This window comes from Phaeovulum sp. (assembly GCF_047638075.1).
GTDB lineage: Bacteria > Pseudomonadota > Alphaproteobacteria > Rhodobacterales > Rhodobacteraceae > UBA6197.
This window is the reverse complement of sequence record NZ_JBLJBV010000082.1, coordinates 1-26,504: the sequence shown is the minus strand read 5'-3', so window position 1 is coordinate 26,504 and position 26,504 is coordinate 1. Positions and strand designations below refer to the sequence as shown.

General features: G+C 57.8%; 30 protein-coding genes, 2 tRNA genes and 3 pseudogenes. 15 read left to right on the top strand and 20 right to left on the bottom strand.

Annotation, left to right across the window (positions count from 1 at the left end; translation table 11 throughout):
* Positions 1-94: 94 nt before the first annotated feature.
* The 3 genes from gyrA to ACM62R_RS12680 all read right to left on the bottom strand — a co-directional run bounded on the left by gyrA (position 95) and on the right by ACM62R_RS12680 (position 4,038).
* On the bottom strand, positions 95-2,881 hold the full coding sequence (gene gyrA, locus ACM62R_RS12690; RefSeq protein ID WP_415184413.1) for a DNA gyrase subunit A: 2,787 nt from the start codon (positions 2,879-2,881) through the stop codon (positions 95-97).
* Between the two features lie 108 nt (positions 2,882-2,989).
* On the bottom strand, positions 2,990-3,463 hold the full coding sequence (locus ACM62R_RS12685; protein WP_415184412.1) for a disulfide bond formation protein B: 474 nt from the start codon (positions 3,461-3,463) through the stop codon (positions 2,990-2,992).
* On the bottom strand, positions 3,460-4,038 hold the full coding sequence (locus ACM62R_RS12680) for a YqaA family protein (RefSeq protein ID WP_415184411.1): 579 nt from the start codon (positions 4,036-4,038) through the stop codon (positions 3,460-3,462). The genes ACM62R_RS12685 and ACM62R_RS12680 overlap by 4 nt, the downstream gene beginning before the upstream one ends.
* Before the next feature lie 122 nt (positions 4,039-4,160).
* On the opposite strand from ACM62R_RS12680, the gene ACM62R_RS12675 reads away from it, so the two are divergent.
* Positions 4,161-4,343 (top strand): hypothetical protein, encoded by a 183-nt coding sequence (locus ACM62R_RS12675; protein WP_415184410.1) that lies wholly within the window; start codon positions 4,161-4,163, stop codon positions 4,341-4,343.
* A 14-nt stretch (positions 4,344-4,357) separates the two neighbouring features.
* Positions 4,358-4,441 (top strand) — tRNA-Leu (locus ACM62R_RS12670).
* Between the two features lie 187 nt (positions 4,442-4,628).
* Here ACM62R_RS12670 and ACM62R_RS12665 read toward each other — a convergent pair.
* Together ACM62R_RS12665 and ACM62R_RS12660 are read right to left on the bottom strand one after the other, a co-directional pair.
* A complete protein-coding gene (locus ACM62R_RS12665; RefSeq protein WP_415184409.1) occupies positions 4,629-5,477 on the bottom strand; it encodes a S8 family serine peptidase in 849 nt (282 codons plus the stop codon).
* A gap of 48 nt (positions 5,478-5,525) precedes the next feature.
* On the bottom strand, positions 5,526-6,074 hold the full coding sequence (locus ACM62R_RS12660) for a hypothetical protein (RefSeq protein WP_415184408.1): 549 nt from the start codon (positions 6,072-6,074) through the stop codon (positions 5,526-5,528).
* Between the two features lie 161 nt (positions 6,075-6,235).
* Here ACM62R_RS12660 and ACM62R_RS12655 point away from each other — a divergent pair, with 161 nt between their 5' ends.
* From ACM62R_RS12655 to ACM62R_RS12625, 7 genes are all read left to right on the top strand, one after another.
* Positions 6,236-6,586: a sigma-70 family RNA polymerase sigma factor gene (locus ACM62R_RS12655; RefSeq protein WP_415184407.1), complete on the top strand. Its 351-nt coding sequence runs from the start codon at positions 6,236-6,238 to the stop codon at positions 6,584-6,586.
* 9 nt (positions 6,587-6,595) lie between these two features.
* Positions 6,596-6,727, top strand: coding sequence for a sigma factor-like helix-turn-helix DNA-binding protein (locus ACM62R_RS12650; protein ID WP_415184406.1), 132 nt, complete (start codon positions 6,596-6,598; stop codon positions 6,725-6,727).
* Between the two features lie 27 nt (positions 6,728-6,754).
* Positions 6,755-7,555 carry a hypothetical protein gene (locus ACM62R_RS12645; protein WP_415184405.1) on the top strand — a complete coding sequence of 267 codons (801 nt, stop codon included), beginning with the start codon at positions 6,755-6,757 and terminating at the stop codon, positions 7,553-7,555.
* 220 nt (positions 7,556-7,775) lie between these two features.
* Entirely contained in the window at positions 7,776-8,348 is a 573-nt protein-coding gene (locus ACM62R_RS12640) for a DUF4956 domain-containing protein (protein WP_415184404.1), read from the top strand.
* 27 nt (positions 8,349-8,375) lie between these two features.
* Positions 8,376-9,158 carry a polyphosphate polymerase domain-containing protein gene (locus ACM62R_RS12635; protein ID WP_415184403.1) on the top strand — a complete coding sequence of 261 codons (783 nt, stop codon included), beginning with the start codon at positions 8,376-8,378 and terminating at the stop codon, positions 9,156-9,158.
* Between the two features lie 41 nt (positions 9,159-9,199).
* Positions 9,200-10,777, top strand: coding sequence for an inorganic phosphate transporter (locus ACM62R_RS12630; RefSeq protein ID WP_415184402.1), 1,578 nt, complete (start codon positions 9,200-9,202; stop codon positions 10,775-10,777).
* 40 nt (positions 10,778-10,817) lie between these two features.
* Complete coding sequence (locus ACM62R_RS12625; protein ID WP_415184401.1) at positions 10,818-11,774, top strand: esterase-like activity of phytase family protein; 957 nt, start codon at positions 10,818-10,820, stop codon at positions 11,772-11,774.
* Between the two features lie 274 nt (positions 11,775-12,048).
* On the opposite strand, the pseudogene ACM62R_RS12620 reads toward ACM62R_RS12625, so the two are convergent.
* Positions 12,049-12,246: pseudogene (locus ACM62R_RS12620) on the bottom strand (DDE-type integrase/transposase/recombinase); the annotation flags it as partial.
* Between the two features lie 220 nt (positions 12,247-12,466).
* Here ACM62R_RS12620 and ACM62R_RS12615 point away from each other — a divergent pair.
* A pseudogene (locus ACM62R_RS12615) lies at positions 12,467-12,796 on the top strand (IS3 family transposase); the annotation flags it as partial.
* A gap of 327 nt (positions 12,797-13,123) precedes the next feature.
* Positions 13,124-13,213: transfer RNA gene (locus ACM62R_RS12610), tRNA-Ser, on the top strand.
* 482 nt (positions 13,214-13,695) lie between these two features.
* Here ACM62R_RS12610 and ACM62R_RS12605 read toward each other — a convergent pair.
* The 12 genes from ACM62R_RS12605 to ACM62R_RS12550 all read right to left on the bottom strand — a co-directional run bounded on the left by ACM62R_RS12605 (position 13,696) and on the right by ACM62R_RS12550 (position 23,835).
* The gene (locus tag ACM62R_RS12605) at positions 13,696-13,863 is read right to left on the bottom strand and encodes a hypothetical protein (RefSeq protein ID WP_415184400.1); all 168 of its coding nucleotides are present in this window, start codon (positions 13,861-13,863) and stop codon (positions 13,696-13,698) included.
* Positions 13,850-14,920, bottom strand: coding sequence for a phage portal protein (locus ACM62R_RS12600; RefSeq protein ID WP_415184399.1), 1,071 nt, complete (start codon positions 14,918-14,920; stop codon positions 13,850-13,852). The genes ACM62R_RS12605 and ACM62R_RS12600 overlap by 14 nt, the downstream gene beginning before the upstream one ends.
* Entirely contained in the window at positions 14,913-15,428 is a 516-nt protein-coding gene (locus tag ACM62R_RS12595) for a hypothetical protein (RefSeq protein ID WP_415184398.1), read from the bottom strand. The genes ACM62R_RS12600 and ACM62R_RS12595 overlap by 8 nt, the downstream gene beginning before the upstream one ends.
* Positions 15,425-16,039 (bottom strand): HK97 family phage prohead protease, encoded by a 615-nt coding sequence (locus ACM62R_RS12590; RefSeq protein ID WP_415184397.1) that lies wholly within the window; start codon positions 16,037-16,039, stop codon positions 15,425-15,427. The genes ACM62R_RS12595 and ACM62R_RS12590 overlap by 4 nt, the downstream gene beginning before the upstream one ends.
* A gap of 1 nt (position 16,040) precedes the next feature.
* On the bottom strand, positions 16,041-17,270 hold the full coding sequence (locus ACM62R_RS12585) for a phage major capsid protein (RefSeq protein ID WP_415184396.1): 1,230 nt from the start codon (positions 17,268-17,270) through the stop codon (positions 16,041-16,043).
* Positions 17,271-17,315: 45 nt separating this feature from the next.
* On the bottom strand, positions 17,316-17,753 hold the full coding sequence (locus tag ACM62R_RS12580) for a hypothetical protein (RefSeq protein WP_415184395.1): 438 nt from the start codon (positions 17,751-17,753) through the stop codon (positions 17,316-17,318).
* Positions 17,654-18,016: an HNH endonuclease gene (locus tag ACM62R_RS12575; protein WP_415184394.1), complete on the bottom strand. Its 363-nt coding sequence runs from the start codon at positions 18,014-18,016 to the stop codon at positions 17,654-17,656. The genes ACM62R_RS12580 and ACM62R_RS12575 overlap by 100 nt, the downstream gene beginning before the upstream one ends.
* Positions 18,013-19,536 (bottom strand): terminase large subunit domain-containing protein, encoded by a 1,524-nt coding sequence (locus tag ACM62R_RS12570; protein WP_415184393.1) that lies wholly within the window; start codon positions 19,534-19,536, stop codon positions 18,013-18,015. Before ACM62R_RS12570 ends, ACM62R_RS12575 begins: the two co-directional genes overlap by 4 nt.
* An 89-nt stretch (positions 19,537-19,625) precedes the next feature.
* The gene (locus tag ACM62R_RS12565; protein ID WP_415184392.1) at positions 19,626-20,066 is read right to left on the bottom strand and encodes a hypothetical protein; all 441 of its coding nucleotides are present in this window, start codon (positions 20,064-20,066) and stop codon (positions 19,626-19,628) included.
* A 383-nt stretch (positions 20,067-20,449) separates the two neighbouring features.
* A complete protein-coding gene (locus ACM62R_RS12560) occupies positions 20,450-21,979 on the bottom strand; it encodes a DNA primase family protein (RefSeq protein WP_415184391.1) in 1,530 nt (509 codons plus the stop codon).
* A gap of 332 nt (positions 21,980-22,311) precedes the next feature.
* On the bottom strand, positions 22,312-22,509 hold the full coding sequence (locus ACM62R_RS12555) for a helix-turn-helix transcriptional regulator (RefSeq protein WP_415184390.1): 198 nt from the start codon (positions 22,507-22,509) through the stop codon (positions 22,312-22,314).
* A 93-nt stretch (positions 22,510-22,602) separates the two neighbouring features.
* Positions 22,603-23,835 carry a tyrosine-type recombinase/integrase gene (locus ACM62R_RS12550; protein WP_415184389.1) on the bottom strand — a complete coding sequence of 411 codons (1,233 nt, stop codon included), beginning with the start codon at positions 23,833-23,835 and terminating at the stop codon, positions 22,603-22,605.
* Positions 23,836-24,235: 400 nt separating this feature from the next.
* Between ACM62R_RS12550 and ACM62R_RS12545 the strand changes: the two genes are divergently transcribed.
* Genes ACM62R_RS12545 through ACM62R_RS12535 form a run of 3 tightly spaced genes read left to right on the top strand, consistent with a single transcriptional unit; the run spans position 24,236 to position 24,965 of the window.
* Positions 24,236-24,424 carry a YodC family protein gene (locus ACM62R_RS12545; protein WP_415184388.1) on the top strand — a complete coding sequence of 63 codons (189 nt, stop codon included), beginning with the start codon at positions 24,236-24,238 and terminating at the stop codon, positions 24,422-24,424.
* Positions 24,424-24,681: a DUF6953 family protein gene (locus ACM62R_RS12540; protein ID WP_415184387.1), complete on the top strand. Its 258-nt coding sequence runs from the start codon at positions 24,424-24,426 to the stop codon at positions 24,679-24,681. The genes ACM62R_RS12545 and ACM62R_RS12540 overlap by 1 nt, the downstream gene beginning before the upstream one ends.
* A complete protein-coding gene (locus ACM62R_RS12535; RefSeq protein ID WP_415184386.1) occupies positions 24,678-24,965 on the top strand; it encodes a hypothetical protein in 288 nt (95 codons plus the stop codon). The genes ACM62R_RS12540 and ACM62R_RS12535 overlap by 4 nt, the downstream gene beginning before the upstream one ends.
* Before the next feature lie 57 nt (positions 24,966-25,022).
* Here ACM62R_RS12535 and ACM62R_RS12530 read toward each other — a convergent pair whose 3' ends face one another.
* Complete coding sequence (locus ACM62R_RS12530; protein WP_415184385.1) at positions 25,023-25,316, bottom strand: hypothetical protein; 294 nt, start codon at positions 25,314-25,316, stop codon at positions 25,023-25,025.
* A 660-nt stretch (positions 25,317-25,976) separates the two neighbouring features.
* Positions 25,977-26,093 carry a hypothetical protein gene (locus ACM62R_RS12525; protein WP_415184384.1) on the bottom strand — a complete coding sequence of 39 codons (117 nt, stop codon included), beginning with the start codon at positions 26,091-26,093 and terminating at the stop codon, positions 25,977-25,979.
* A 23-nt stretch (positions 26,094-26,116) separates the two neighbouring features.
* On the opposite strand from ACM62R_RS12525, the pseudogene ACM62R_RS12520 reads away from it, so the two are divergent.
* Positions 26,117-26,385, top strand: a pseudogene (locus tag ACM62R_RS12520) (integrase core domain-containing protein); the annotation flags it as partial.
* Positions 26,386-26,504: the final 119 nt, after the last annotated feature.

The window sequence follows — 26,504 nt, the reverse complement described above, 5'->3', positions numbered from 1 at the left end:
GTTTGCGTTATTTACACATATTAACGCGCCGGCACGAAATTTTCAACTTCGTGCCGGCGCGCGGGGGGATAGTCTTTCGTCTGTGGCGCTTTCGTTACAGATCACCTTCGCCTTTGATCGCTGGCCCAGCCTCTGGCCCGGTCACTGACTCGGCCTCAATTCCGGTCTCATCGCCATGATCGGCAATGCGGGCGACCGAAACCACCACTTCGCCTTTGGCGGTGTCAAATACCTTGACCCCCCCAGCCGAGCGCGACCGGAACGAGATCCCTGCAACCGGGCAGCGGATCGACTGGCCGGTTGACGTGGCCAGCATCACCTGATCTGTCGCCTCAACCGGGAACGACGCCACAAGCGCCCCACCGCGCATCGCGCCATCCATCGCCTTGACGCCCATGCCGCCACGGCCGCGCACCGGATAATCATGGCTGGACGAAATCTTGCCCGCGCCACGTTCGGTGATGGTCAGGATCAGCTCCTCAACCGCGGACATTTCGGCATAGCGTTCGGGGCTTAGCTGGCCGCCCTCGACCGCGTCTTCGTCTTCGTCCGGCTCAACGGCGTCGTCCACCGCACCCGCCACCAGACGGCGTTGCTTGAGGTAGGCCGAACGTTCTGCGGCCTCGGCCTCGAAATGGCGCAGGATGGACATTGAGACGACCCTGTCGCCCGCCGCCAGCCGGATGCCGCGCACCCCGGTAGAATCGCGGCCCTTGAACACCCGCACCGCAGTTGTCGGAAAGCGGATCGCCCGGCCCAAGGCCGTCACCAGCATCACATCATCGCCCGCATCGGCAATACGCGCATCCACAAGGTTGACGCCTTCTGGCAGTTTCATCGCGATCTTGCCGTTGCGCATCACATTGGCAAAGTCAGACAGCGCGTTGCGGCGCACATCGCCTTCGGAGGTGGCAAAGATCACCTGAAGATCATCCCACTCGGACTCGGGGGCGTCGACGGGCATCAGCGCGGCTATGGAAATGCCAGACTGGATTGGCAGGATATTCACCATGGCCTTGCCCTTGGCGTTGCGTCCCGCCAGCGGCAAGCGCCAGCATTTCAGCCGGTAAACCATGCCGTCGGTGGTAAAGAACAAAAGCTGCGTGTGGGTGTTGGCCACAAACAGCGTGGTCACCACATCATCCTCTTTGGTCGCCATCGACGACAGCCCCTTGCCGCCACGGCGTTGCGCGCGAAATTCGGCCAGATTGGTGCGTTTGATATAGCCGCCCGAGGTTATCGTCACGACCATGTCTTCACGCTCGATCAGGTCTTCGTCGTCCATGTCACCGGCCCAGTCGATGATCTCGGTCCGGCGCGGCACGGCAAACGCGGCGCGCACGTCGCGCAGCTCATCCGAGATGATGCCCATGATCCGGTCGCGCGACCCCAGGATCGCCAGATAGTCGCGGATCTTTTCGGCCAACTCCTGAAGCTCGTCGGTGACCTCTTTCACGCCCAGTGCGGTCAGCCGCTGCAGGCGCAGTTCCAGAATGGCGCGGGCCTGGGTTTCCGAAAGGTTATAGGTGCCATCCTCGTTGATCGGGTGGGCGGGATCGTCGATCAGGCGGATATATTCCGCGATGTCATGCGCGGGCCAGCGTCGGGTCATCAGCCGTTCGCGGGCCTCGGGGGCATCGGCGCTGCTGCGGATGGTGCGTACCACCTCATCAACGTTGGACACTGCCACCGCCAGGCCGCACAGAATGTGGCTGCGTTCGCGGGCGCGGCGCAATTCAAAGGCGGTGCGGCGTGCAACAACTTCTTCGCGGAAAGTAATGAAATGGCTTAGAAAATCATGCAGCGTCAACTGTTCGGGCTTGCCGCCGTTCAGCGCCAGCATGTTACAGCCGAAACTGGTCTGCATCGGGGTAAAGCGGAACAGCTGGTTCAACACCACGTCCGCCGTCGCATCGCGTTTCAATTCGATCACCACACGCACGCCGACGCGGTCGGATTCGTCCTGCACATGGCTGATGCCTTCGATCTTCTTGTCGCGCACCAACTCCGCGATCTTTTCGATCATCGTGGCCTTGTTCACCTGATAGGGGATCTCATCGACAACGATGGCAAACCGGTCCTTGCGGATTTCTTCGACACGGGTCTTGGCGCGGATGATGACGCTGCCGCGCCCCTCAAGATAGGCTTTGCGCGCACCGCCCCGGCCCATGATCTGCCCGCCGGTCGGGAAATCGGGCGCGGGGATGATCTCCATCAGCGCCTCGGCGGGCATGTCGGGGTTTTCGATCAGCGCCAGCGTGGCATCAACGACCTCGCCCAGATTGTGCGGCGGAATGTTGGTGGCCATGCCGACGGCAATGCCGCCTGCACCGTTGACCAGCATGTTGGGAAACCGTGCCGGCAGAACCGTGGGTTCGCGGTCCTTGCCATCATAGTTGTCCTGAAAATCGACGGTGTCTTTTTCGATATCGGCCAAAAGCGCGCTGGCCGCTTTGTCCATCCGCACTTCGGTATAACGCATCGCCGCCGCGCTATCGCCATCCATCGAACCAAAGTTGCCCTGCCCGTCCAAGAGCTTCAGGCTCATCGAGAAGGGCTGCGCCATCCGCACCAGCGCATCATAAATCGAGGCGTCGCCGTGCGGGTGATACTTACCCATGGTATCACCCACCGGTCGGGCTGATTTGCGGTAGGGTTTTTCGTGGGTATTTCCGGTCTCATGCATCGCAAACAGGATCCGCCGATGCACAGGTTTCAACCCGTCACGCAGATCGGGGATCGCGCGGCTGACAATCACGCTCATCGCGTAATCGAGATAGGCGGTTTTCATCTCTTCCGAGATTGAAACGGTCGGGCTTGCGGGGGTCGGGCGCGAAGGCATTTCATCCGCAGTTTCAGGAGTTTCCGGGGTATCGGTCACGGGGATCTGGCCCTTGTTTGTTTATTCTAGATATTGTTGGGCCGGACTATAGCCCATCCATCCCTTGCGGTGCAATGGCCCGATCCGCATGCCCGCCGAACATCGGCGTTACACGCGGCGCAAGGACCAGACCCAGATTGCCACCAGCGCGAATGACGCGACCGCGTTCATCGTCGCCATCGAGATGCCAAAGACCTCAAACGCGGGCTGATCGCAGCGCACCAGAGGCGCTGACAAAATCTGCGCCATCAGATCTTGCGTTGAAACCCCGCCGATAGGACCAGAGGTGCAGGTGTCAGGCCCGGGCCACCATTTCCGCTCGACCCCGGTATGAAACACGCCCACAGCGCCGGTCGTGGCCGCGGCCAACGCCCCCAGCCAGATCAGCCAATCAGCCGGGCGCCACAAAAGCGCCACCACGCCGATCGCCACCGCCGCGACATGCGGCCAGCGCTGCACGATGCACAGATCACAAGGCGCATAGCCGAACGCCTGAAAGATCAGCCCGGCAGCCAAAAGAACGGCGGAACCGCCCGCGGCCAGAAAAACGATGCCGCGTCGCGACAGGGATGTCAGAATCATAAGTACCTCAGCACATAAAAGCCACCGATCAGCATCACGGTGAAAAGGGTGAACATCAGCCCCAGCCGGCGTTCAATGAAGTCGCGCACCGGCGCCCCGAATTTCCACAAAAGCGCGGCGACCAGAAAAAACCGCAAGGCCCGCGCCAGAATCGACACGCCGATGAACAGCGGCAGGCCCAGCCCTGTGGTGCCTGCAAATATCGTGATGACCTTATAGGGAAACGGCGTCACGCCCGCAATCAGCACCGCCCAGCCGCCCCAGGCGTTGAACCGGGCCGACAGGGTCGCGAACGCGTCGGTCTTGCCATAAAGCTCCAACACGGGTCTGCCGACAGCATCCATCAGCCCCCAGCCGATAGCGTAACCCAGCAGACCGCCCAGCACAGAAGCAGCCGTTGCCACAAACGCAAACAAGAACGCGCGCGACGGCGCGGCAAGGATCATCGGGATCAACAGCACATCCGGCGGGATCGGAAACACCGATGATTCGATAAAGGCCACCGCGGCCAGTGCCCAAAGCGCGTGGCGGTGCCCCGCCAGCATCAATGTTCGCTCGTATAGCCGCCGGATCATAGCGCCTTGCCCTCGTTTTCCCCTCCCATCGCGCGGCGCGCGCGGCGGGTCAAGGGAAAGTGGGGCTTTGTGGGAAAGGCGGGGGGGGTGATCGCTGTCTCGTGATTGGTGGGGGGATTTTCATGAGCCGGCGGGGGGCGCTGCCGCCGCCCGATTGCAAAGCCCAGCACCGCAGGCAAACGGCGGGTGTGGTTGCTGTCGTTTCCGCGATAGAGGCCGGCGCCTTTGGCGCGGGGGCACTTTCACGTCGATTTCGGGGCTTGGTCGCGCGGGATGGGCTTGCCAAGCGGCGCGCGGGGCGCTAGAGGGCAGACAGCTGGCCCGAGTGGCGGAATGGTAGACGCAGGGGATTCAAAATCCCCCGCCGCAAGGCTTGTCGGTTCGAGTCCGACCTCGGGTACCAGCTGATTTTCCCAAAGCGTTCTGTGCGGATTTCGGCAGGGTGGAAAGGTGCTTTTGCGTCCCCTTCCCTTTCACCCCTTTCAGCGTGGCTATATGGGCGGCCAAGGCCCATGTCAGACCGCCCGCCAACCCGGGCGGTGCGCGCAAAGGAGGCTGGCGCGCGGGGTCGTCGCGCCGGCACCTGCCCGTTATTTCAGCGCCGACTCTGCCAGATCCTTTACCCCGCCACTATCGGCGTAGAGGTTTTGAAACGACACCAGACCAAACCCGAAAGTATCATCCCGGCCTTCGGGGCCCAGATCCAATGCCCCGTTTATCAGGATTTCGCGCACGTCGGCCGGGCTTAGATCGGGCTGCTGCGAAATGACGATCGCGGCGGCAGCCGATACGAAGGGGGTGGCAAAGGACGTGCCGGTTTTCCAGCGCGCACCCGCAATCGAGGCTGCGGCCCAGACATCGACACCGGGCGCGGCAAGGTCGATTTGCGGGCCCTGCACGGCATGTCTGTAGATGTTGTCGCGCCTGTCCACGGCAGTGACGGCGATGACGGAGTCATAGGCCGCCGGAAACAACGGCTTGGCCGATGGTCCCGCATTGCCCGCCGAGGCAACCAGAACAATACCCCTTTCCTGCGTCAGCTCAGTCACAATTTTTTCAAGAACACTGTTGTCAGGCCCCGCAAGGCTAAGGTTGATAACTTTGGCCCCTTCATCGGCAAGCCGTGTCAGACCCTCCACCAGCGGAAAAACCGCCGCACGTTCATCGCCGGCAACGCGGTTGAACACGTCGACCGCAATCAGATGAACCGTGGGCAAAAGGCCGGGGGCTCGGCTCTCGGGGTTGCCAATCAGCAGCGAGGCAACGGCGGTGCCATGAATAGCACGCGACGCGGGCTGGTCGTTCTGCGTCAGGGAGACAACCTCAAGGCGGGCATTGTCAAAGGCCGCGTGATTGGCACTGATGCCGGTGTCGATCATCCCGACCGTGACTGAGGCGATATCGGGGGCGCAGGTATCGGGCGACAAGGGCCATTGCACCTGAACCCGCCCGGCGCAGTATTCACCAACGCAAGGGTCCGGTTCCTGCTATTGATTGGGCCGGTAGAAGGCGTTGAAATCAGCACTTTGCCCGCTCGGCAGGCTACGAACCATGGCGCGCGCATCCGGCATGTTTGTGCCCTTGGGAACCCCTAGCAGATACATGGTGGACCCCGTTGCCACGACGGGCTGACTTTTGATGACCGAAAAACCCTGGGCCTGAAGTTTGGCAAGGTCGGCTGGCAACAGGCCATAGGCAACGATCTGGCCGGGCGCATTGACGATCTGTGGCACCGGCGCTGCACGCCGCACCCTGATTTGTGATCCGCCGTCGCGCTGGCCTTTGCCAGCGTCATTCTTGTTTCTGCTGCGCGATCTTATCAGATTATCGTCATCGTCATCGTCATCGCTGTCCCCGTCGTCATCGCTATCGCCATTATCGCTGTCGCTGTCATTATCGCTATCGCTGTCGCTGTCATTATCGCTGTCATGATCACCGCCACCGCCACCGCTATCCCCCCCATCGTCATCATCCGCGTATGCGGCGTTGACGAACGGAAGGGAGCCGTCGTTCCAGACAAAAGCGTGGCAAATCACGGCAATCAAAACGATAAAGAGGGGCCGGAGGGGGGGGTATCCGCATCAATATTGGTCCATCTCTTTCCGGCCGGTCTGGCCATCTGGTCACTTCCACGATGTTGGGTTAACGTTCCAGCCCGGAATATATTCCCGGAAGTAATTTGAAGGAAGTCCGGAAAATGCCGGATGGTTTCAATGAGGCCCTGATCGCCCTTTTGCCCAATCTGCGGCGTTTTGCGCTGTCGCTGTCGCGTCGGTCGGACATGGCGGACGATCTGGTGCAGATTACCGTAGAACGCGCGCTGTCAGCCAGGAACAACTTTGACCCCGCGCAACCGCTGGACATGTGGCTGTTTCGCATCCTGCGCAACGCCTTTATCGACATGACGCGACGCGCGAAAACCCGCGGCACCGAGGTTGCGATTGCCGACACCCCCGATGCGGCGGTCATCGACGGGGCACGCGACGCGGAAAACCGCCTGATGCTGCACCAAACCGAAGCGGCAATGGCGCGGCTGCCCGCAGATTAGCGCGAAGTGATGATCCTCGTTTGCATGCAGGATCTGAGCTACAAGGAAGCCGCCCAGATATTGGAAATCCCGGTCGGCACCGTCATGAGCCGGCTGTCACGCGCGCGGCTGGCCTTGGCAAAAGAATTGGGAATAAACTGATGGCTCATCCGTTATCCTGCAAGGAACATGAGGTGCAACTTGTCAGGAAATGACTATACCGATGAAATCTTGATGGCCTATGCCGATGGCCAACTTGATCCTGAGACAACCGAACAGGTTGCCGCGGCGGTTGCACGCGACCAGACGATTGCGGCACGGGTCGCGGTGTTTGACGCGACCGCGCAGCGCTTGGCTGACCTTGCGCAGGCGCGCCCCGATGTCGCCATCCCCGAGGCAATCTTGCGCCAGCTTCGGGAACCGCCCGCCCGCGACACGGATTTGAAGGCCCATCAACCCACCAACGTTCTGCCTTTCTTGCGTAAATCGCGGCGCGTGTCGCTGTGGCAGCTTTCTGTGGCGGCTAGCGTCTTGCTTGCGATAGGGGCTTTGGGGGGGTGGATTGCCACCCGTCAGGGCGACATGCACGCGGCCGGTATCTTGAACCTTGCCGCGCTTGAAAATCCGGAATTGGCGCGTCTGCTGTCTGAATTACCCTCGGGCGAGAAAAAGGGTCTGGCAACCGGAGGCGCGCTTAGGGCGACTTCAACCTTTGCCAACGCCGATGACGAGCTTTGCCGAGAGTTTGAATTCATCGACGCCACCGGCGCGACAATCGTATCGGTGGCCTGCCGCACCGCGCCGGGTTGGAATGTGCGAATGGCGGTGGTAACGGCCGCCGGATCCCAGACCGGCTATGCGCCGGCCTCGTCCCTGGAAACGCTGGATGCCTATCTTGACGCATCGGGTGCCGGGGCCCCCATGTCCATTGAAGATGAGGCCCGCGCGCTAAAGGCGCTTCGCGCGCGCCAAGGCCGAAACACCCCGTAAACCCTGGGTCAAACCCCGCTTGAAACTGGCAAGACACCCGCCCGCTGGCACCATCAGCCGGGCGGGTTTTTGCGCATCTTCTGGCGGTTTTCCGTGCAAGATCAGGGCGTTCGGGGAATTTGTCACGCCCGTGGGAATAACCCGACGTTGGTCGCGTAATCCCCTCATGAACATGGCCACGACCCCGGCCCACACACGGCCCGGACAGAAGGAAAACAAAATGTTTGACCAACTTCCCCCCATTGAAACGATCTTGCGCTTTGGCATTGATATTTTCGCAATGCTGATCCTGATCTTCGGGCTTTATTATCACCGCTACCGCGATAAGGAGCTTGTCACCGCCGCATCGCTGTTCAACGTCTTTGCCTTTGGCGTGCTGACGGTGCTGTCTTCGGTTGAGTTCAGCATCACCGCCGGGTTCGGGCTGTTTGCCATTCTGGCGCTGTTTACCCTGCGCTCTGAGCAGATATCGAAAATCGAAATCACCTATTTCTTCGGCTCCATCGCCATTGCGGTGATATGTTCGCTTCAGGGCACCACGCTGGTCTTTACCGGAACGGTGGTCTTGATCGTCTTGTTTGGCGCTTGGGTGCTGGATCATCCGCGCATCCTGAAATCGGCGCAGGGCGTCAAGATCACGCTCGACAAGATCGACCCCGACGCGCTGTCAGACCCCGCCCGCATGCGCGCGGATCTGTCCGAACGCCTGCATGTGGACGTGATGTCCTATCAGATCACGGCGCTTGATTACATCAACGACATGGCGCGGATCAACGTGTTCTACCGAAACTGACACGTTGTTATAAAAGGAAACAAGAAGATGCAGTTCGCTATCACCCAAAGCCTTGCCCGGTTTACCCCGCTAAGCCTGGAACACCTGAACGCCAAGGCCGCGATGCTTGAACGCCTGGACAACAAATATATCGTGTCAACCGCCCGGCTTCGCCCCGCGCTTGAGGCGTTTTCCGACCTTTTTGATGTGCTTGAAATCAACGGCCAGCGCAGTTTCACCTATGCCACCCGTTATTTCGACAACGAAGATCATCAAACCTATTACGCCCACCACCAAGGCAGGCGCAAACGCTGCAAGGTGCGTATCCGCGAATATGTCGATGCGGGGTTCAGCTATCTTGAGGTCAAACTGAAAGACAAACGCAAGGTTACCGTCAAGCGGCGCCTGAAGGTGCCAACCGATCTGGCGCAACTGGACCGCGCCTGCATCGACTTTATCGAAACCTGCCATCATGATCTTTATGGCGAGCCGTTCGGCCTGGCGCTGCGCCCGGTGATTGCGATGAAATACAAACGCATCACGCTGGTCGCCAAGGAGGGCGGAGAGCGGATGACGATCGACACGAGGCTCGGTTTCGAAAACGACGATAAAAGCTGCGATGTGCCAACCGACATGTTCATCATCGAAACCAAATCAGCGCGTGGCAACGGTATTGCCGACAAGATCCTGCGCGGCCTGCACCTGCACCCCACGGACCGCTGCTCAAAGTACTGCATCGGCATGGCCGCACTGGGCCGCGTGCAGCGGCACAATCATTTCCTGCCGGCATTGCGCCGCCTGAACCTGACCACCCCGCGCAAAGCCGCATGAACCGGCGACACCGTCTCAACACAGGTTGAAAGGAGACCGCCATGCTGGCACTTTCCACAACGGCCAAGGCTACCTTTGCCCCATTGATCTGTGAACGGGGGCGCAAAAACCCCGTCACATGGCGACTGGTTTTCTGTGGCGCCTTTCTGGCCGCGGTTGCGGCCTGGGCCGGGGGCATCGGTTTATGGCTGGCCATCGCGGCGGTTTTTGGCGGCTATCTGGCGCTGAACATCGGCGCCAACGATGTGGCCAACAACATCGGCCCAACCGTCGGCGCGCGCGTCATGCCGCTGGGCGCTGCCGTCGCCATGGCCGCCGCCTGTGAGGCCGCCGGTGCGATGATCGCCGGTGGCGATGTGGTCAACACGATCCGCAAGGGAATTATCGACCCCGCGCTGATCCCCGGTGTTGATATCTATGTCTGGGCGATGATGGCCGCCCTTTTGGCGGCGGCGCTTTGGCTTAATCTGGCAACGCTGTTCGGCGCGCCCGTCAGCACCACCCATTCGATTGTCGGCGGGGTGCTGGGCGCGGGTGTGGCCGCTGCGGGTTTCGGGGTGGTGCATTGGAGCGTCCTGGGCGGAATTCTTGCGAGCTGGGTGATTTCGCCGGCGATGGGCGCGGGCCTGGCGGCGCTTTGTCTGATCCTGATCAAGCGGGGCATCACCTGGCAACCCGATATTCTTGGCGCTGCGGGGCGGGGCGTGCCTTTGTTGGCGGCGGCGATGGCCTGGGTTTTCAGCACTTACCTGCTGCTCATGGGTCTGCCGAAAAGCGCCAGCCTTGATCTGTTTCAGGCGGGGTTTTGCGGGCTTTGGGTGGCGGGTGCCGTGTGGTTGTTGATGCGCACCCATGTTGCACGCCGGCTGCCGGATTTGCGCAACTGCAAGAACAGCCTCAACAGGTTGCTGGGTATCCCGCTTATCCTTGCTGCGGGCGCGCTTTCTTTCGCGCATGGCTCGAACGATGTGGCCAATGCGATCGGCCCCTTGGCGGGCATTGTCGAGGCACTGGCCACCGGCAAGATGAGCAACGACGCGGACGTTCCGCTGTGGGTGCTGGGTCTTGGCGCGCTTGGATTGGCGTTGGGGCTGGTGCTGTTTGGCCCGCGCCTGATCCGCACGGTCGGCAGCGAGATCACGCGCCTTGATGCCGTGCGCGCCTATTGCATCGCCATGGCGGCAACGCTGACAGTCATCCTGGCCAGCCAGTTGGGGGTGCCGGTATCGACCACCCATGTCAGCGTCGGCGCCCTGCTGGGGGTCGGTTTTCTGCGAGAGCGGCTGAAGGCGCAGCATCAGGCAATCCTGGCCGAGATCCGCGCAAGCCACTCTGCGGCGGACCATGCCCGGGCCGAAGAATTCATCGTGCAGTTCCATGCCACACCCTTTGGCGAACGCGCCGCACTGCTCGCCCATCTCAGGTCCGACAGCACCGCCCGTGGCGCGGCCACGCCCCGACAGGCCGGCCCTGCCCCCTTGGGGCCATCATGCCGGCGGGTTCTGGTCAACCGGGCCCTCGTGCTGCGCATCATCGCGGCGTGGGTCATCACCGTTCCCGCAACCGCCACGTTCGCAGGGCTCATCTACTTTACGCTACGCGGCATGATGCTGCCGTAGGCCCTTATCCTCCTTACTCCTCATCTTGAAAGGTACCAACATGACCAACCCTCTTACGCGTATTCTTTGCGGCGCGGCCCTCTTTGCCCCGCAGCTGGCCCTTGCACAGACGGCCCCATTGCAAATCGAGGTTCTTGACACGCTGGTTCTTGGCGAACCCCGGGTTGACGGCCTGAAAATAGCCGAGCTGTCAGGTCTGGCCTATGACCAACAGAACAAGCTGCTATACGCGGTGTCTGACAAAGGCCGTATCTTCAGCTTTTCGCTTGATCTGACAGGCGACCGGATTGCCGGGCTGACCCCCCTTTCCGGGCATCAGTTGCGCGACTCCAGCGGCAACGAGATCCGCTATTCCGGGTTCAACGCAGAAGGCATAGCCCTGGCCGATGACGGAACGCTAAGCATCGTCAGCGAGCATGGCCCGCGCATCGCCCGCTTTTCTGCGGACGGCACCTGGCTCGCGGATCTTGCCGTTCCGGCCGCGGTAAGCGACCCAGCGGCGCAGCGAAGCGAAAAAGACGGGCTGGAGTCACTGGCGCACCATCCCGAACTGGGGTTGATGACCGCCCCGGAAGAACCCCTTGCAGCCCAGCCGCGCACAACCCAGACGATCCATGCCGCCAGCGGCGAGGAATTTTCCTATGACACCGCCGAGATCGGCACAACCAGCATCAAGTCACTGGAAGCCTTGCCTGATGGCCGCCTGATGATCCTGGAACGCGATGTCGCAGCCACCGATGGCAGCCTGATCCCCTGGCTTCGCGTTCTTGACCCAGCGAACTGCACCGCCGGGCAGCTTTGCACGACCCAGGTTGCAAGAATCGATCTGCCCAACATTTCCGACGCTGATTTTGAAGGGCTGGCGCAGCTATCGGACGATCTCTTCTTGATTGTCAGCGACGACAAGATCGGCAAAGACCACCGCAGCGTGTTCGCGTTGCTCAGGGTCAATACCGCACCAAAGGGGCAAAGCAGCGACACACCGCCAGCGCAATAAGCATGGTCCGAACCTGTTTCGGTTCTGTTTCGGTTGGGTGATCGTTCAAGCCGCTGTTCGTTCAAACGTGAGCGGGTTTTTTCAGCCCGATGCTGAATAGAACCCTTGGGCGGCGACCGGAAGGCGATAGCCATTTTCAGCGCCCGGATTGCCGGATGACGCTTCACTCGGTGGCAGACCGCCTAACAGCTGCCCTCTCTTGGTTTGCAAATGCACACCAAGAGAGGGCGAAGATGCGGCCAGAATGCAGACCAAGGCGGCCTGCGCAGGGCCCCTCTTGGTGATGCAAGGCATCGCCTGCCGGGCAATGGATGGCCATGTTCAGGGCGCGGATGGCCAAGTCCTTCGTCATCCGGTTGCTGATGGCCCAGCCGATGACCCGGCGGGAAGGCAGGTTCAGAATGAAGGCCAGATAGACCCAGCCTTCTCGCGTCCGGATATAGGTGATGTCACCAGCCCATTTCCGGTTGGGCTGGCTGGGAAACCGGGTCACAGGCACGCGCTGGTGTCGGACGCTGAATCGCCTTCGAAAACCACCTGCGGCCCCACGCCGCCCATCGCGGTAAACCGCCCGCCGTGGTCTACTTCAACAGCAATGAAACCGATCAGCAGATTCGGGCATCAGCTTAACTAAGCCGGAAATTTGTCCAAAGATCGGGGAACAGCTCTGTTTACCTTCAAACACCGTAAGGGATTGCTGCCGCGAAAGCCTATGCCTGGTCCCGATACCAGCATCTCGGGGACACGCGTGCCGCGGGAGCTGGATGCATTGACCCGGATCCATGGCAAGCCTGCCCGCATAGTTTTTGACATTGGCACTGAATTCACCAGCAAAGCGATCCTGAATGGGCAAACAACAATAGGGTCGATATGACTACCAGAATGTCAGGCCTTACTCCTCGCTCGGCAACAAGACCCCGGCAGAAGCGCACCGGGCGTTGGAGATATTTGCTGGCACCGCGCCCGACGCGCTTGCCACACCCGAAACCGACGGCTATCAACCCCAGGGACTCTCGTTATGAACGAGGGACGACCGGAGGGCAGGTCAGCGACCGAAGGGGCACCAGACGTCACGCGGAAAGAATTAAATTCCAATACATCAATGGGTTCTATAGCCCGTGCCGCCGCCATCCTTCGCAGGGCGTCAAACGCCCTCTGGCATTCGAGCGCAGGGCCGCACAAATGAGTTGAGGGGCCGAGGCATAGAAGTCACAAGACCAATCCAACTTTTTCAACACAAGATAAAATCGCCCTAGACTGCAATAGAAGGACTGCCATCCGCGTGATAAAAAAGCGGTTGCAACCGGCATCCCACCAAGTTAAATCCCGCCCACGACAACCCCTGACGCGGAGAGGTGGCAGAGTGGTCGAATGCGGCGGTCTCGAAAACCGTTGTGGGTGAGAGCCCACCCAGGGTTCGAATCCCTGTCTCTCCGCCAATCGCCCTGTAGCGCGTTGATTTTGCTGGGAAAATCTAGGCAGTCCCGCCAACCCGCCCAACAACCCGCCATCGAAAAACTGTTGTTTTCTGGCAACAGTCAGCCAGCTTTTCGGCGCTCCACCCAGTGCCGTTTCAGCCCGTCCCGCCGCGCCTCTGACTTAACCGGCTTGGCAGCTTTCACGGCACGACGCTGGGCATTGTATTCGGCCACCCGATCAGGATTCGCCGCAAACCACTCTCTTTCCTGCGGTGTAGTATACTGCCGATACTCTTCCGTCCGATGCGACCGCAGCACACATTCCACGCAACGGCGGGACAGGCACCAACGTTCGGACACATGTCCCCACTTGCAGGGTTCCCCCGTAAAGTAACGATTGCGACCAAGTGACATAGCAGTGTCCCGGTCGATCTCAGGCCCCCAGTAAAACGTCTCTGGCGGGGCTAGTTTGATCATCGGATACTTCGGCACACCTCTTGGCATCAGCGCCCCCTGACCGGCGTAGGCAGGCTGTGACGGGCCAAGCTGGCATAGACATAGGCAACGGTGACACCAGCTTCCTGCGCCATCCCTGCGGCAGTCTGGTGGCGGGACAGTAAGCCCCGCCAATACTGTTCAAGGAAGGCACGGCGCGCATCAGAAAGCGTCATCACCGCGCCCCCAGTTCACCAGCCTAAGCGCCGCGTCAGGCTCAATACCGGCTTCCTTCGCCAGTGCCAGCCCTTGCACCACGGTTGCCATCGCGCGGGCACGTCCTGACACGTCATAAGCCTGCACAGGCCGCATAACGTCAATCTCGACCTTGCCGCCCAACTTGGCGCTAGCTTCCTCGGCCATCAGCATCGCCATGGGTTGCAACGTCCAGCCTGCCAGATGCCGTTGCGCCTCTCGGATCAGCGGCCCGGTCGTTGCAGGCTCAACCAGCGCGGGCAGCACGCCATAGGCATTCAGGATCGCACCACGGGCAGCGGCAAGATTTTGTGTCGCCATGCTATCGGCAAGGTTCGGCGTCAGGGCTTGCGGCTTCCAATCCTGTTGCGGCGAAGGACCACCCGCAGCAGCGACGTTCACCGACTCCCGCAGCAGCACACGACCGCGCCGCCCCTTGAAGCCCCGCCCCAGCGTTTCCAGATCGGTGCCGGGGGATTCAGGAAACGGCACAACCTGACTGCCGATAGGCGCATTCGCATAGACTTCGGCCAGCGTCGATTCCAGCGTATGCAGCAACTCAGCCGTCAGGCTTGCGCGACGCAGGGGTGATGTGCCCTGCCAAGGATGCGACGGGTCAACGCCGATCTTGAAGTGCAGCACTTCGGCGGCAAGCGCATTCACGGAATAGGCTCCGCCTGCATCGGGGATTGTCAGCCGGTAAGCCCGAATACGCCCATGCCGCGTCGAATAGTCGTAATCAGCAACGGGCAGCAGGCCGTCGTCCCCGAGATACCACAGACATTCGCCACGCAGGGCCATAGCGCGGGCTGTAGAGGCCATGACGTGCCGCGTCAGCAACTCCGCCCCTTGCACGTCAGAGGCTGCCAGCGCGCCTTCCCAGAGGCTCACGCAAGACTGCACGGCGGCAGTTAGATCACCCATGCCGCTATGGCCTGCAATCCAGCTTTCCCGCAGCGCCAGCACTTGCCCTGTGAAACCGCCTTGTGCCGCAGATCGGGTTTCTACCTCGGGTTTCTTTCTGAACCAATCAAACATGCGCAATTCCCGCTTTCCGATATTTCTTCAAGAGTTCAGCCGCCCCCGTTGCCGCAAGCCCATCTGTGCCCGCTCGACGCGACCAACTTTCGGAAATATCCCCGGCAAGGTTAACCGAGTAACGGGAATAGCCCTTGCGGGTGTCAGGATCGGCGTAATAGGCGGCAAGACGGCGATAGGCTTCCTCGACTCCCGCCGTTACTACCTGCCCGCCAATAGTGCAGACAACGCGGTGCCGACCGGGTTGCAATGTGACTTCGCCAAAGTCATTCACTTCGGCAGGATCGCCATCAACAGAGTTGATAATCCACGGATAGGCCGGAGGACGCCAATCAATAGCGCATGGCGCAGATACAATATATTCAATTTCAGCAGTGGACCACCGACAGGCAACATAGGATTCCATCCTTTTCCAAATGGATTCTGGAACGCTTACCGACACGTCAAGCGGCGGCAGAGGATACACAATCGAGATTTCGTTCTCGGATTCGATATAAAGGCTTGTCATGCACGCCACCTGTTCAAAGCGTAGGATTGACCACGAACAGGAATGCGGTCCTGATGCGTTTCAGATCGCAGGTCTAATTGCGTGTCAGGATAGGCAGGCCGCGTGACAAACGACAATTCAAACAGGATTGCGGCAAGAATTGTGCGGATAATCGCATTACCTTCCGCCGGGTCTTCATCCTCAAACTGTTCCGCCTCTTCAACAGCCTCGGGAGGAGCAACACGAAAGCCGGGACTAATACCGACAATAAGTCCCGCAAGGAAGGCATTCAGGAAGTCTTGCCACCAGCTTGTGCGCTGAACCTCTTCTGTAATAATCACATCAAACAGCAAGGCTTCCAACGTGTCATTGAACAGCAGCGTGCCAGCCTTTTTAGAGGCAAGCGGCTTGTCGAACGAATGCCCAACTAGGACGTGAATATCGCGGTCAGGGTCATTGATTGCAAACGACAGGCTGCCCGGAGCAAACTGTTCTTTGCGCGGCTTGCGACCATTGCCACCACTATGGATAACGGCACGCGAATTGTAAGGGAAGCGCCCGGAGAGACGCCGAGTCCCATCAGACTCGGCGCGCAATTCGAGGCCCCCGCTATAGATCGGGAGACCTTCCATATTAAGGGGTGACCGTCAGAACGCGGGTTTGCAAACCACGGGCAACCTGCACGTCAGCCGTCACAAGCCCAGTCAGCACAAGCTGGCCCGATGCCGCCTTGGTGTAGGGATCACGGATCAGGTCAACAGCGCCCCAGAGGCCAAGGAATGCAGGGGCAATACCGTTCACAGTGGTCGTAAGAATGGCAGTATCAGCAGGCACCTGATTAGCCAGCACTGGCTTGATGCCATGCGCGGCCATGCGGTCCAGTTCCGAAACGGCAGTGCCCGAGATCAGCGCATTGTCCAGACCACCCCAGATCGCAGGCGGGAATGCCACACGGACCTGCGCGGGATCGGTAATGGCGTTCGCTTCCATGAACGCAATCACTTCGGCCCGGAAGGCAGCCCACGTTGCAAGTGAGGCAACATCGGTCGCCGTGATGCCATACGTCACAGCACCGGGGATCAAACCCAAAGGCTGGCCAGTGGCACCAGTGCCGTTGATCACAGCATTGTCCAAGGCCGTTGCTATCGCGGCAGACATGTCAGACCGGATCGCCGTTTCCAGACCTGCGCCAGTCATCTTGAGCGACTTCCGGCTCAGGATCATCTGTGCGCCAAGGGTCTGATCCGGCGACAGCACTTTTTCAGTGGTAGCAAAAGCCGTTGCTGCACCCACGTCCGCAAGTTCACCATTGGCCCAGCCAGCAACTGCACCAGCAGTCGCAACTGGATATTCAACGGTTCCCTGCGGAATGTTCACAGACTGAACGCCGATGCGCGCCGCAACCGAGTTCGGGAAAATCCGGGCGATAATGTCGCGCGTTTGCTTTGGCTCATACAGACCGGATGCGACAGTTTCACCCGCGCGTTGTTCAAGGGCCATCAGTGGCAGAGGGATGCCCCGGAACCCGCCTTGCGACCGAAGTTCTTCGACAATCTCTTTGGTCGCGCCTGAAAGCGACGCGCCTTCATCTAGTGCAAGGGCCACCTGCCGAACCTCGAAACGATCCAGCATCTGCGACCATTCCTTATCCGACCGGGTTTCCATCTCTGCCCCGGCTTCCCGACGCTCCGAGTCTTCAGCAATCAGCGCGGCGCGATATTTCACCTCTGCCGTGCGATACTCTTTATCCAGAGCATCCATCGACCGAACTTCATCTTCGGTCGGGTTATCTTTGCCAGCAAGTTCCGAAAGGCTTTGGCGGATTTCGGATTTCCGCAGTTCAATATTTTTGCTTTGCAGCATGGTGTTCCTCAATAATTGCAATATTGCAATTCAAGTAATACCATATTAAGCTGCCATATAAAAATCACCCGAAGGGTCTTCTAATTCATCCAACATGTCCCGACCATATAGCGTTAACGAGAGTAATCCATCTAACTCTTTAACAAATCCTTTGCGAATTGTTGCATTTACAACTGCCTTTGCATTGGTGATCGCTTTGAATCCCATAATCAAACGGATTTCTTCTATATCATTTTGAAAACAACCCGCCGCGTCCTGAATGGCAACCATCAGCTTGGCATGGTCTTTTGATACCAAAAATTCATCATTCGACCATGGCGCTTGAATAAAGCCCCTTTCCCAAATTAATTTCGCATCTGCGATCACTTTCGCATTCATCAGAGTTAGGAGTTCTTCTTCCCGTCCAGCCCATTCATCGAATAAATCCCCGTAGACAGTATCACCTTTTCTTGGTCCAATCCACATCGCAATAATTTCCTCCATTTAACAGATTCAGGATCAGTTCTGCCATTTTTAAAAACCTCACTTTGCGTTTTAACTGCATGGCAAGACTTGCACAGCGCTTGCAAATTGTTCAGGTCATATTCCGCACCGCCCTTACGAACCGGCGTGATATGATCTACCTCAAGCGCGCCACGCGCACCGCATTGCACACAGCACCAGTTGTCACGGCGCAGCACCTCTACACGAACACGTCGCCAGCGTTCGGTTTTAAGTATGTGAGCGCTGTGCCGGTGCCAAGTCATGCCCACGCCACACGCGCAGGACGCCGCTCTGGTGCAGCCATGCGCCTTGCTCCTTCTGCCACCGCCAATACCGTTGCCGACGCTGCGTCGATGCGCCCAAGGCTCCGCTTCTTTGTCAGCTTCTCGTTGCCGCTGTCATCGACCACCACAATCGCCTCAGAGAATGCAGACCGAAGAAGCAGCGACGGCAGGACGCGCACGCGTCGGTCAAACAAAGCAGTGCGGAACCGTTCCACGTCTTCGCCGCCGTCGCGGAATCCGTTTCCTCGGGCAATGAACGGGACGCGCAGACCGGCAGCTTGCAGCCCTTCCCGAAACTCCGCCTCCCGGAACCTATCCCCAACGATGCAGGCAATGGGATATCCATCCAGCTTGTCTAGGACAGCCCTGAACCATGGTCCCGGCGGCACGATCAGGTCGCCCATTGTGAAAATTTCATCGCGCTCTTCCATTTCGATATATCGCTGCCCGACGCCATCAGCCTGCCCACGATCACCAAGGCCGGGATTTCCGGGGAATGCGCCATATGTTTCAAGCCTACCTGTCTGTGGAAAGTAAAACGCCGCTGCCGACATGCTACGGCTGCCACCTAGATCGACGGCACAGACACAAGGCCCTTCGCGCTTGGGCAGGTCGGCCACCTCAGCAGCAAGCCATTCGTCTACCGTGATCAGGACCGAACTTGTTTCAATGTTGACGCGCTCGTTGCGGTTAAGGTTGCGGAACGACGCCAGCGCGGAACCACCTCTGGCGATAGCGCGCTTCGCCTGCGCTACCAACCATTGTGCATCAGAGCCGATACCTTCTTTCGCGCCGGGGTTAGCTATCAGTAGGCTTTCCAGATCATCGGGTGGCAATCCGGGCTGCGGTCTATGCTCTTGCACAAAAGTGCCGGGAGGTGGATTATCCAGCCATCGGCTGAACGGGTTTGCATCATCCGGTGCGCTTGTGCTGATTATGAAGACGCGCCCGTCGCGCTTTCCCAAGCCCGATATAATTGCATTCTCTAGCGCGTCACCCTTGTCGCGATCCCAAGCCGCACGTTCATCAAGGATTGCCAATGTCGGGGCACCACCCAAGACCGAGCGACCATCAGCAGCGATACAACGTGCCAAGCCTCCACCGTTCCCGTTGAACTCCACCTCAAGACGCTGGCCGCGCCGAATGGTGAACTGCGCCTGATCTTCTTCCGCCAGCCCTTCAATGTAGCCCACTAGGAAGTTGAAAGCGATCTTTGCTTGGTCCCGGTTCCGTGCAGCAAATAGAACTTCACGCTTGGGCTGGGGATTGAATACCCCCATCAATTCTGCCAATGCTACACCAGCCGACAAGGCAGTCTTGCCATTGCCGCGACCGATGCTAAGGCAGGCGGCAAGAATGCCATTAGACAGCGCACCACGCAGGAAGTCCTTCTGATACCGCGCCAATTTAACCTGTTTCCCGGCGAGTTTACCCTCGGGAATGCGCAGTTTCTCAATGAATGAAATAGCCTCAGAGGCTTGTTTACTTGGTCTTGCCATCTAATATTTGATCAAATCTTGGAAATGTGAACAGATAACTCCCCCCGCGTATCCCGTCCCCCGAGGGTGCCCTACGGTGGCCCCGACCGTCATTTGACCTTCCGACCACGAACTTGGGCGACGCGCTTAACCATGCCCTTCCACTTGGCGGCAGTGGTCAGACCTTGGAAGTGCCCCGCGACTGGCTTGCCATCTGATCCGACATATCCGAACTCAGACTTGCCTGCATAGGGTGCGACCTGCGCCACATAGACATGATCACCCAATTCCATTGCGTCAATGACCGCGATATTCGCAGCGGTCGGGTCTGAATACTTCTGATCAGGTGCGCCCTTAAGCAGATCAGCAGGCGACGCAGCAACATGAGTTGAATTGGCAAGGTTGCCACTAACCTTGGTCGTTGCGTCCTGATATTCAGAGACGAACTCCTTTGCGGCAGCGCGGGCAATGTCCGTTGCGTCCTTCTCAGCTTGTTCGATCCAATCAGACACTGCGTTAGTGAATGACTTAGTGCTGCCGTTACGGGCCATGGGTAATGCTCCTTTAATATGCGTTATATTATCACAAAGTATGCGGAATGTTTAATCGGCGGGGTGTAGCATTACGCACCTGTAACACGCCGAACCCCAGAGCGTGCAAATCTGCACGCTCTGCACGACCATCTGCACGCATACAAGCCATTGAGAAATATGAGAAAAGTGCCATTTCGTGCAAACGTGCACTTTTCCCTTCCTTTTCTATATATTTCACCATCCACTTATGCATTGTTTGATCCACTATTTTTAATAGAACTTTTTTCCTTTGCACTTTTGCACTTTTGCACGAAAAACAGGCCTAACTAACTGTTTTCATTGAGGTAAATTGCCGTGCAAACTCGCAATAATCTGCACGGAACTGCACGGAACTGCACGGTTTAGACCGTGCAAACCGTTACACCCAGCCATTCAGCGCGGTTTCTAGTTTGTTCGATGCCCTTCATTTTAATCTCAGTGTTGAAAGGTCTGGTCTCCTTCGGCTTTTCGCCGATGCTGTGGCAATATGCTTTGTAACTCTCTCGCAGCACAGAAACCTTCGTTCGTTCGCCATCAACCTGCCGTACGCACGCTGTCCACCATGCCGAGAAAGAATCCCCGGTGGCAAGGAATGCATCCGTTTCCCGGCAAATACTGCCAGGGATACCCAGACCTTCGTTGAGGTATTCCTCCATTCCCTCAAGAATCCATTCGAGGATATGCGGATATTCCTCCACTAGCTTTGCGGGGAGGTCTTTATCAATGTTGTCTTTTTCCACCTTCCGATTAACACCCATCAAGATCAGCCGCCTGTCAATGCCGACAGGACTGTCATATTGCGGCAGCCCGTTCAAAGAAAACATCACTTTAGCAACCGGCGTGAACATTTCCGGGTCCTTGTACATCTTCTGCCCTTCCATGCCACCGCCAGCAACCAGCTTGTTGATTTTAGCAGTGTCCCACTTCGCGTCCGGCTTTACTTCATCGACCAACGCGAACCGCTTCCCTTTCAACATGCGGTTGTAAGTGTTGTGCTTTTCGTAATCCCGAACCATCAGATTGCTTTGGTCGTAGATTATCGCGTAGTCGCCCAGAACATCACAAAGAACCTTGCCAAACGTTGACTTTCCTGTCCCTGACTGCCCCCATATCACAAGGAACTTGTGTTCTTTGATTGAATTGGTGGCGCAATAGCCCGCCCAGCGTTTCAGGAAGGCGATCTTTTCAGCATCATCGCCAGTAATGTGATTTAGTAGATTCTTCCAAAGCGGCGACGGTGACAGAATGTCGCGCACGTTGTATACAATATCTCCCGCACGCTGACACCCGGCCTTTTGGGTCAAGTACTCTGTCCATGCCGACCGCCCCGGCTCAAGCCATTCCCTTTCCCAAACCGTTCCGCCAGTTGGCTCAAGAATGCCGTCACCTTCCGCACGCTCGCGGGTTTCAGTGGCCTCCACAAAGAGAACGCCACCGCCATCATAAGCGAACGGAATGGAACCATCTTCTGGAGCGGCATCCCATTCATGGGATTCATGGACGATGTGCCGCTGGATTTGCAGCGCACGCTCCACTTTTTCGATGAACTGAACGTCACCGAATTTTTTTTCGGCCTGTTCCAGAAGTTCAGAGTCGTGAATGCAGTGTTTCAGAATGAAGTCGCAGCATTCACGAACAAGTTGGAGAACCCCGGTCCTGCTAAGAGTCTCCCATACCACACCGCCTTCACGGTATATCCGAAATCCTTCATTCGGTACGGATTTCAGCGTATGCGGGAACAGCGTTGTCATCCACTTCGCCACAGCGTCGTGCGTGATCGGAGGCTTGAAGTTGCGAAGCTGACTAATGGTGTCGTTATACAACTTGCTTCGACTTAAATCCTTCCAGCGGATCATAATATCTTTGTTATGAAATTTGGTGACTTCCTGCATGTAAGGCACCATAGCGCCCCCCGCAGAGGTTCCCCGCTGATTTGCGTAATCGGCAAAAATCTTTATAGTATTCATTGAGCGATATAGCCTTTCGTTGCTCGCGTCCTTGACAGACAAATTAACTGCAGAGACCCGGAAGCCGTGGAGGGCGCTCCGGGTCTTTTCTTATTCGGCGACGTTCTCTGATTTGAGATTTTTAATCCGACGCATTAAATCGTCCAATCGTTCACTGTAATCGGCCTCTGTGATTCCGCCGTTTCGGTGTTCTTCTTCCAATTCATTGTTTTCTCCAAGGATTGACATCAGAGCTTCAAAATAGCTATTTGAGTTCATCACGCGGCTACCTGATTTCGCTCAACAAATGCAAGAATGTCAGCGGCCTTCCAGTATTTCCGTGTTCGGAAGCGCACGGGCACAGGAAAGCCCATTGCATCGTCGTGCTGCCAACGCCAAAGTGTCATCTCAGAAATGCCGCCGAGCGTTGCTCGAACGTCCTTGGTCGGCATCAGTTTGGTCGTGTCTAGTTCCATGTTTGATCCTCATGTTTTGAATGATTCGGAATGATTTCCGCCGTTCAGAGTTGATAATATATGATGTCAAGTAAAAAATCAAGTTACCGACTATCATTTTTCGCTTGACAGGCAAAAGTGTTGCCAATTTGCCATCATTTCGCGCCTCTTCTCCAACTGATCACCCCGACGGTAGGCCAACTCCACGGCAGAACCTACGCTGTGCGCTAAGGCTATCTCTGCCATATCCCTAGGAAATGCAGTCTTTTCCGCTGCCCAGTCCCTAAACGTAGAGCGCAGACCGTGCGGCACGGCGGGACGCTTGCTAACCCGGTCAAGCCATCGCCCCGGCTCTGCATCGTTCATACGCCGCATGACTGCGGAAAGGGTCATGTCAGACAGCATCCCACCACGGACAGCGGGGAACACATACGGGCTATCATCGCGCCGCTCCAAGCCATTCAGTAGTTTCAGAGCAGCATCTGACAGGGGAACCCTATGCTCCCGCCCTGCCTTCATCCGTGCCGCAGGGATAGTCCACAGGCCCGCAGTTAGGTCCACCTCATCCCAGAGCATTCCTCTGACTTCGCCCGACCGGCTTGCACATAGCGTTAGAAACTCAAGTGCCCGCGCCGCCAACCCTTCACGTTTCTGCAGAGCCGCGAACCACGCTGGCATGTCATCCAGAGTTACGGCTGGCTGATTGTCGCCTCTTGCAATCTTACCGGGCTTCGGCATTACGGCATCAAGATTCCCAGCCCATCGCGCAGGGTTATCACCGGAACGATAGCCTCCGACCGTTGCCCACGCTAGCACAGCTTCAATCCTTCCCCGCAACCTGCTGGCAGTCTCGGTCTTGGTTAGCCAAATCGGCTCAAGCGCTCGCTGCACGTCTCGCACGCCTATGTCACGCACCTGCATGTTGCCCAGCACCGGGCTTGCATAGGTGGCGAGTGTCGCGCGCCATTGTTCCGCGTGCTTGGCATTCGAGAACTCCGCTGACTTCCACAGCAAGAAACGCTTTGCCGCCTCGTTGAACGTGATCGACTGGGCTTGCTCGACCACCACCGCAGCCTTCGCTGCCCGCTTCTCAGCTACAGGGTCATCTCCGTTTGCCACCTTGTCCCGCAATTCCCTTGCCTTCTCGCGTGCCGCTGCCAGCCCCGTGTCAGGGTATGCGCCAAGCCCGATCTCGCGACGCTTGTCACCAATCCTAATTCGCATAAGCCAAGATTTATTACCACTTGGCTGAACTTGAATATTCAATCCCGTTATCCCGCCAACACAATAAACCGTTGGCCTATTATTATGCTTTGGTTTTAAATTTTGAATTTGCGCAGGGCGCATTTCAATTGCTCTTTTTGGCATTACAACCCACCTATCAACCCGCCATACAACCCGCCTAAAATCAGGCTAGGTAATGATACACGATGATAGGCAAAGCGACAAATCAGCGCCACAAGCGATTGAATTTTCTATCGTATTTTATTATCATAGTGTAACACTATTTAACAGAAAGGCCGCCTGTCTCTCCGCCACAATCTCCTTTAAGTTATTGTTTTTACTGCAAAAATTTACGACCTTGGATTTCTATTGCCAATCTAGTGACAGTATTCGCGCGGTAGTTTCAGGGTGCCCACAAGCTTTCCCGCCCGGATGATCGCGAAAACGTGAACCTTTCGCTTGAAGCTTCGGCGAAGTTTGCTCACAATCGCGACGTAACAACATTCTGGAATGGAACAACATTATGGCAGCGATATTCAATCCCGGCGACATTGTGCAACTTAAATCCGGCGGCCCTGCGATGACAATTTCAGAGGTAGAAAGAAGAACTGCGGGCGCTCGCTATACTTGCCAGTGGTTCAAAGGCGCTTCGAAAGAACATGGCTATTTCGAAGAACATACACTCAAACCATATGTAGCACCGTCAACGTAATGACCGAAGACGAAGCGGCCCGTTGGATGTTGGCAGAATACGAAGCGGCGGGTTTTCTCTATCAGGAAGCCGCCGCAAGTCACCTGTTCCAACTTAACGATGAAACCTTTGCGTATTTCGACAAGTCTTCGAACCTATGCGTCGGCAAAGGCGTGTTGAAGATTTTCAACAAGCTTACTCCCGAAGCCGTTTACGAACGGGCGGGTAAGTTTTGGCGCATTCGACTTGAAACCGATCAACCCGGACGGCAACAATGAATGACGTTATTTCGGATATTCTTACGGGCTTAGGCTTGGTAATCACATTAGGCGGGGCGTGGATAACCGCCCGCGCGGTCATTTTGAAGGAAGCCGATGCAATCAATGTCGGGATTTCGCGTTGGGCTGACGAAGAAGAAGAAAAAAATGTTGAATTGCCCATGGTGCAGAACTTGCTTGCATCTTCGCGCGGGGCACGTCGCGGCCTGTTGCTCATTGCAGGCGGAACCGCGCTGCAAATCGTTCCGATAGCGTTTCGCCTGATTTCGTTGGTAATCGCATAAAAAAGCCCCGGCGCTTCGCAGCAACCGGGGCAGTCGGTCCAAGTTGGCCCTTGGATTTCAGAAACAGGCTTCGGGGATGCCCACAATCAAGCGGTCGGCGTCGGGGTCAACGCCCGCAGCAACAGCCGCTTGGCGCAGAGTTTGCCCTTGGGCGACCCGAACCACCTGACAGGCCGGGAAGCCCCGCAGCGGGTCAGACAGCGCGGCCCCTGACAGCCAAACGATATGCGCGGCCCGTTCGTCTAGCTTGGACTGCGCCTGCGGTGCCACAAGCGGCGCTGCGGGCACGTCATGGGCTACCAGCAAGGGCAGACAGCCCGCAGCGACAGCCAACGACAGGTCGGGCGGCACGTCGTCCAGCCCGCAGATAGTCGATGTATTGTTTCACTGTCAACTTCCTCCGGTGGCAGGATCCCCGTCAACCATGACAATAGCCGGGCAATCGGGGCAGTCGTCGGAACAAAGGTCCAATGGGCGAGCGAACCCGTGGCCGATGTACTGGGCCGCGCGGCGGATTGCGTCCTGCGCACTGCGTTCACGCTGCGAACGTCCATTCTTGTTTGGAAAGGCCCAACTCTGGCGCTCATGCGGAGACCGACCGCTGTAAGGGGTCCATTGCCAGTTGGTTGGTCCGCAAATGCCTTCTGGATCATAGGGCACAACGAGGGCGAGCATCGTAGGGCCATCAAACCCAATATATACGCTGTTCTTGGCAGGCACGAACGTCAGAGTCATCTTTTCCATGTCTCGCTTTCCTACAACTGTGTTTCGTTTCCGTCCGACCGGGGGGGCGGCTGTATAGTTCTGCTGAGTTTTGGTCCGTTTTCCGCAAACTCCCATTATGAAGCGCTTATAGGAAAAGAACCGGCATTTGCTTCGAAACTCAGCAAACTCAGCAGAACTATACACAGGGTGTAGCCGCCCCAGTCGAAAGTGGGGCGGCCTGTTTGGTTCACGATTGCACTGATCTCACGCTTGCTTCCGCAATTCCGCTGTACTCGCGGCCTGAATTTACCGTTGGGCATCCGGGCAGAATTTCAGCAGCTTGCGCTTGCGCAGATCGAGCACGCCGTTATCTACGCCCAAGAGGTTTTCGTCTGCATCCAACTCTGATGCCGATACCGTCATACCGTCATGCGTCCATGCAACGGCAACCGCAGCAGAACGGATACATTGAAAGCTTCAACGGCAGCCTGCGGGATGAGTGCCTGAACGAGGAGAAATTCGACACCTTCGCTGACTTCCGTCAAATGCTGGCGCTGTGGCGCTACGATTACAACAACGTCAGGCCGCACTCCTCGCTCGGCAACAAGCCCCCCGCAGAAGCGCGCCGGGCGCTTGAGCTATTTGAGGGCACCGCGCCGGCGCGCTTGCCACACCCGAAACCGACGACTATCAACCTCAAGGACTCTCGTTATGACCGGGGGACGACCGGGGGGCATGTATGAACTGCCTTCCCCTGCAAGTGATTTGTTGATGTGCCGCAAACCCTGCTCCTATGTATTCGGTCTTTCTCGGGGCCCTTTGGTTTGCCCCTGA